Origin of the sequence: Acinetobacter sp. HA, from assembly GCF_000264725.1 — a bacterium.
Lineage (GTDB): Bacteria > Pseudomonadota > Gammaproteobacteria > Pseudomonadales > Moraxellaceae > Acinetobacter > Acinetobacter schindleri.
This window is the reverse complement of record NZ_AJXD01000069.1, coordinates 1-5,781: the sequence shown is the minus strand read 5'-3', so window position 1 is coordinate 5,781 and position 5,781 is coordinate 1. Positions and strand designations below refer to the sequence as shown.

The window sequence follows — 5,781 nt, the reverse complement described above, 5'->3', positions numbered from 1 at the left end:
TAAAGCGGATCATCAGGGCCACATTAGGATTCAAATCTATGAAGACGGCTTATGCCACAATTAAAGGTATTGAAGTCATGCGTGCACTACGTAAAGGACAAGCATCGTCATTTTATTATGGTCAGCCTCAAGGTGAAGTGTGTCTAATCAACAGGGTTTTCGGTCTCTAAGCACTTTTAAAAAGGAACTTCATCGACTCAAATCTCTATTTGCAACAGTGCCAATTCCTCATGGTATTTCGATTCTTCAGTGACGGTCATACCACAGACTGGGTCTTTCAGTACGTCTGTTGTAGCCTGTGCCATATGGTCCTGGTTATGATTTTTTTGATCTGACATAAATAATTCTCTTATGGTAAAGTGGTTTTATGGCCGAATTTTGGAATAAATCTCGGAGTCTGTTGAGCATAGCTGTCATAGACAGCGCCAAACTGTTTACTCATTTCAGCCTCTTCCTTAATTGCCAAGCGGCTGTACATTAAGAGTAGGATTGGAAACATAATCAGTGTCAGTAAAGTTGGCCATTGCAATAAAAAACCCAGCAAGATCATCACAAAAGCCACGTATTATGGGTGACGTATACGTGCATAAGGGCCTGTGATCGCTAAAGAATGCTGACGTTGCTCGTTGTACAGCACGTGCCATGACGTTGATAACAGGTAAAATCCATAGCCCAAGAAAACGTAACTGGCGATATGCAAAATGCCAAAATGTGGATCACCTTTTTCACCTAATAGCGTTGACCACAAGTGACCTGCATTATGAGAAAGTAAGTCAAGTTGAGGGAAGCGAGTTTGAAGCCAACCAGATAACAGGTAAATGGTTAAAGGAAAACCATACATTTCGACAAATAGAGCAATGATAAAAGCCGAAAAGACCCCAAATGTACGCCAATCGCGCGCAGTGGAAGGTCTAAAAAAACTGAAAGCGAACATGATAAAAACTGCTGAGTTAATGATAACCAGCGTCCATAAACCATAAGCCGATTCCGCATGATTCATGATGGATCTCCTGATAAGAGCTATTTTTTGTTATCAGATATATCGGATTTTTTTTGCTGCGAGTGGTTATGCCCATGACCACCATGCATAAAAATATGCATCAGTGGACACGCTAAAAGGAATAAATAAGGCAAAGCACCGATAACGTGGGCTAAATGTTCCGTTAATAGAAAATAAGCTGCGATACCACCCAGCACGATTAGACCAATGGCATAACGTGTAGACCAGAAGTTAGGTACTGAATTATTTTCTTGGTGTTGGTGATTCATGGTGCTTTCCCCTAATTCATGGGTAACTATTTAGTTGCTGACGGAGGCATACAGTCCATCATCATCTGCATCATGGATTGCATCATGTCCATACGTTTTTCCATCATTTGCTGACGGTCAGCCATATTGGCATTCATGCTTTGGCTACCCATCTGTTTCATCATGCTTATACCTCCTTGCATGAGTTTCATGTGCTCAGCCATAAGTTTCTGACGTTCTTGCGGGTTTTTTGCAGCCATCATCTTTTCATGCATGGCTTGCATCGCTTTCATGTGCTGGTCCATTGCAGCCATTTTGTCTGGAGTCATCGTGCCAGTAGCTGTCTTTTTAACAGTGACTGTGGATGGAGGAGTATTTTCTGGGTGATGAGTTTTATGCTCTTCAGGATTTTGGGCTAATGCACCTAGAGCGGCAGTGGTTATACAAAGTGCAAGTAAAGTTTGGCGGATATAAGTCATGATATTTTCCTTCCATCAGTTGATCAGCCGATACAACCTTTAAATGAATGAAGCAAACAAATAGAGAGAGGTATTTTTCATTTATTTGCTCCACTCATTCTTTTGATGAAGTTGATCGCTGGTTATGCCACCGGTGTTTTACTTAGGTGGTAGCTGGTTATAGTCAATTTTTTTATTTCTATTGAATAATTTTATCACTTGAGTCTATTGATTTTTAAAAATGACAAAAATGTAATTTTGAAGTCATCGCCCTGTTTCTGTCTCTTACTAATAATTGAAATATAAGAGGAGATGATGTGGTCTCATTAAATATAGATTTTATAAAGTCATCTCTAATGAACTAACGAATCAAGAGGAAACGTAAATGAAATTATTTCAAAATAAAATGACTGCTCTACGTAATGTTGTAGTAGCTGCAACGATGATTGTGGCTACTACAACTACGTTCGCTCATGTGAGTTTAGTGAGTGCGATTCCTGCGGAAAATGCATCTATCCTTAGTCAACCAAAGAACTTGACCCTTAACTTTGGTGCAGAGGTTATGTTGATGAATATTAAGTTACTGGATGCTCAGCGAAGAGATGTTCCTTTAAAATATAAAGTTACTCATGACTTAAAGAAATCCTTTGATGTAGCTCTTCCGAAACTGAAAAAAGGTAAATATACCGTTGTCTGGACAACAATGGGGAAAGATGGTCACAACATGAATGGTGAATATAGTTTCACTATCAAATCAACTAAATAAGAATTGATTACCTTTCAACATGTCAGTGAGGTGCTGGCATGTTGTTCTAGAATGGACAAAAATAATGATTTCTGAATATTGGATGTGGGCCACTTGGTTAACTAAGGTTATTTTATATTTAAGTGTAGCTTTTGTCGTTGGTGGAGCCTTTTGCTATTTTTTACTTAGACAATATCTTGAACTAAAAGAATCGATTCTTAAATATATTACAATTGGCGCTGGATTAGGCCTAATTTCCAGTATCTTGGGATTTTTTATTCTGATTGGTAGTTTTGCCAATACTGGTATTACAGGTATGGTGGACCCCACGTATATTAATATATTGGTTAATACTCCGACGGGGTATATATACGTTCTTCGTTCTATTAGTTTTGCTCTTTTACTTCTTCTCATGGTGGTTAAACTTAACAGGAACAAAGGTCAGTTTTCTATAATTGAAAGTTCAATATTTTGTGTTTTACTTCTCCCGATTATTTTTAGTTTTTCCCAGCTCGGACATGTCGCTAATTTAACCTTACTTGCTCAAATTTTATTATCAATCCATATTCTAGTTATGTCGTTATGGATGGGGTCTTTATATCCGTTATGGAAAACCAGCCGGGAAATAAGTGGTTTACCTTTAAAAGATCGCATGCATGTATTTGGACGTATTGCTGCTTTCATTGTTGGGATATTAATCGCCTGTGGCGCTAGTGTAGCTCTTCTTTTAATTAAAGATTTTAATACCTTAATCAATACTGCATATGGCTATGGTTTCATGGTTAAAATGTTTTTTGTTATAGGTATTCTACTTTTAGCTGCCTTCAACAAATGGTATTTCACCCCGCGTCTTCAACATCCTAAATTCGCTAAACACCTTAGTCATGCCATTTTATTTGAGATGTTATTAGGTCTATCAATTCTATTAACAACAGGCTATATAACCACTGTCGTGGGTATTGAATAAGAGAATTTCAAAATAAGGGAATTGAGGAAATTTAACATTACTGCATTTATCTTTTGTAGCTGAGCAATAAAGTTTCTACTGGACTGCCAACTTACGACAATCAGAACAGTAAAATCGCATCATGAGGCATTATACATAAAGGTAGTCACCGGTTTTTAGCTTATCTTCAACCCATAACGGTCTCATCTATTCAGTTCACTACCATTGATTGAAATAACTAATCTTATAAATTTCAGAGTGATCGTAGATGACAAAAATGTCATTTTAAAGTCACATTAATGTTGGTTAAGTACTTTTACTGTAGTCATTAGAACACTCTTCTTTGGAATACTCTGAAGAAAACTGTAAGGTTGTAAACAGACCAAGTTACAGCGAGTAACTGATTCAGAAAAAGGCTGGTTGTATGGTGAAAGTTTAGAGTTACTGTTCTAATGTTTTAAACAAATGTTTTGTTAAAAAGGAGCAACATATGAAATTTCACATCGCTAATATGACTTGTGGTGGTTGTGCACGCGGCATTACTACCGCAATTAAAGAGCTCGACTCGAATGCCTCACTCGATATTGATTTACAAAACCGTATTGTTGAAATCAACACAACGGTGAGTCAGGATCAAGTCATTGCCACTCTCAGTGAGCGTGGATTTACAGCTGATCCTGCTTAATCTCTGTTAGAGTAACAGTGGGAATTCCTTACCACTTTTACTCTCTCTTATTTTCCTCATCGTACAGATAAAACCTGTACTTGCTTGAAATAAAAGTAATCCCTGAATTCCCCCTAATCTTGGTTCGAGCTGATCTTCGCATATAGAACTCAGCATATCTAAATGATAGAGATCGTATATGAGTACCGAAATGACTGATACGCCACACTACAGTGAAACATTAGAGATTGAGGGGATGACATGTGCTTCTTGTGTAGGCCGTGTGGAAAAAGCTTTAAAATCTGTTGAGGGTGTTGAATCGGCTCATGTAAATCTGGCTACCGAAAAAGCAGTCATTTATGCGCATCAACCACTTGATCGCGCTACTTTAATTAAAGCCGTAGAAAAAGCAGGCTACGAAGTGGAAGCGCTGCAACCAATAGAGCTTACGATTGAGGGTATGTCATGTGCTTCTTGTGTAGGTCGAGTAGAAAAGGCCTTAAAATCTGTTGAGGGTGTGGAATCAGCTCATGTAAATCTGGCTACTGAAAAAGCGACTATTCAGGCAAGCTCATCTGTCACTCGTGACTCGTTAATTCAGGCTGTCACCAAAGCAGGGTTTGAAGCAAAGTCAGTTCATCAAACTACGGAAAGCTTTCAAGATAAAAAAAATATTGAATTAGAAAAACTTAAAAAAGATTTAATTTTGTCAGTCTTATTGACTCTACCCGTTTTTATTTTAGAAATGGGATCACACCTGATTCCCGCCTTTCATACGTTTATGATGGATAACATTGGCCAACAAAATAGCTGGTTAATGCAATTTTTCTTGACCACAGTAGCATTAATTTTTCCAGGCCGACGCTTCTTTAAAAAGGGCATCCCAAGTTTATTCCGCTTAGCACCAGACATGAATTCCTTGGTGGCTGTAGGAACATTGGCTGCTTATCTTTATTCAGTGGTTGCTACTTTCTTTCCAAGTGTCCTGCCACAAGGCACGGTCAATGTTTATTATGAAGCTGCAGCGGTTATTATCACTTTAATTCTATTAGGTAGATTTTTTGAAGCCAAGGCAAAAGGCCGAACGTCTTTAGCAATTCAACATCTAGTTGGAATGCAGCCTAAAGTTGCCAGAATACAGCTCAATAATCAGGTGATAGAAGTTCCGATTGCCGAAGTTCAAACAGGAACGATTGTAGAGATTAGACCAGGCGAGCGTATCCCTGTCGATGGTGAAGTTATTCACGGCCAAAGTTTTATTGATGAATCCATGATTACTGGCGAGCCTATGCCCGTTGAAAAAACGATAGGCTCTACTGTGGTAGGAGGAACGGCACTGTTGCAAATAGAGATTTGAGTCGATGATGTTTCCTTTAAAAAGTACTTAGAGACCGAAAACCCTGTTGATTAGACACACTTCACCCTGAGGCTGACCATAATAAAATGACGATGCTTGTCCTTTACGTAGTGCACGCATGACTTCAATACCTTTAATTGTGGCATAAGCCGTCTTCATAGATTTGAATCCTAATGTGGCCCTGATGATCCGCTTTAGCTTGCCATGATCACATTCAATCACGTTATTTTTATACTTAATCTGCCTGTGCTCAAGGTCTGGTGGACATTTACCTTCCCGTTTTAACCGTGATAAAGCACGTCCATATGTGGGTGCTTTATCCGTGTTGATCACTTGTGGAATTTGCCACTTCTTCACATTATT

At 38.6% G+C, this 5,781-nt stretch carries 6 protein-coding genes and 4 pseudogenes; 5 read left to right on the top strand and 5 right to left on the bottom strand.

What is annotated here, in order from left to right; translation table 11 throughout:
• Nucleotides 1–170 (top strand): annotated as a pseudogene (locus tag HADU_RS11045) (IS6 family transposase); the annotation flags it as partial.
• 27 nt (nt 171–197) lie between these two features.
• Here HADU_RS11045 and HADU_RS15555 read toward each other — a convergent pair.
• The 4 genes and pseudogenes from HADU_RS15555 to HADU_RS11030 all read right to left on the bottom strand — a co-directional run bounded on the left by HADU_RS15555 (nt 198) and on the right by HADU_RS11030 (nt 1,727).
• On the bottom strand, nt 198–338 hold the full coding sequence (locus tag HADU_RS15555; RefSeq protein WP_155756523.1) for a hypothetical protein: 141 nt from the start codon (nt 336–338) through the stop codon (nt 198–200).
• A gap of 11 nt (nt 339–349) precedes the next feature.
• Nucleotides 350–1,000, bottom strand: a pseudogene (locus tag HADU_RS11040) (methyltransferase family protein).
• Nucleotides 1,001–1,020: 20 nt separating this feature from the next.
• Nucleotides 1,021–1,269: a DUF2933 domain-containing protein gene (locus HADU_RS11035; RefSeq protein WP_004695740.1), complete on the bottom strand. Its 249-nt coding sequence runs from the start codon at nt 1,267–1,269 to the stop codon at nt 1,021–1,023.
• 26 nt (nt 1,270–1,295) lie between these two features.
• Nucleotides 1,296–1,727 (bottom strand): hypothetical protein, encoded by a 432-nt coding sequence (locus HADU_RS11030; RefSeq protein WP_005105848.1) that lies wholly within the window; start codon nt 1,725–1,727, stop codon nt 1,296–1,298.
• Between the two features lie 364 nt (nt 1,728–2,091).
• Between HADU_RS11030 and HADU_RS11025 the strand changes: the two genes are divergently transcribed.
• The 4 genes and pseudogenes from HADU_RS11025 to HADU_RS11010 all read left to right on the top strand — a co-directional run.
• Entirely contained in the window at nt 2,092–2,472 is a 381-nt protein-coding gene (locus HADU_RS11025) for a copper resistance protein CopC (RefSeq protein WP_004681441.1), read from the top strand.
• Nucleotides 2,473–2,536: 64 nt separating this feature from the next.
• A complete protein-coding gene (locus tag HADU_RS11020; protein WP_008306377.1) occupies nt 2,537–3,418 on the top strand; it encodes a copper resistance D family protein in 882 nt (293 codons plus the stop codon).
• A 469-nt stretch (nt 3,419–3,887) separates the two neighbouring features.
• Complete coding sequence (locus HADU_RS11015) at nt 3,888–4,082, top strand: heavy-metal-associated domain-containing protein (protein ID WP_004281879.1); 195 nt, start codon at nt 3,888–3,890, stop codon at nt 4,080–4,082.
• Between the two features lie 178 nt (nt 4,083–4,260).
• A pseudogene (locus HADU_RS11010) lies at nt 4,261–5,394 on the top strand (heavy metal translocating P-type ATPase); the annotation flags it as partial.
• Between the two features lie 51 nt (nt 5,395–5,445).
• Here HADU_RS11010 and HADU_RS11005 read toward each other — a convergent pair.
• Nucleotides 5,446–5,781, bottom strand: a pseudogene (locus HADU_RS11005) (IS6-like element IS1006 family transposase); the annotation flags it as partial.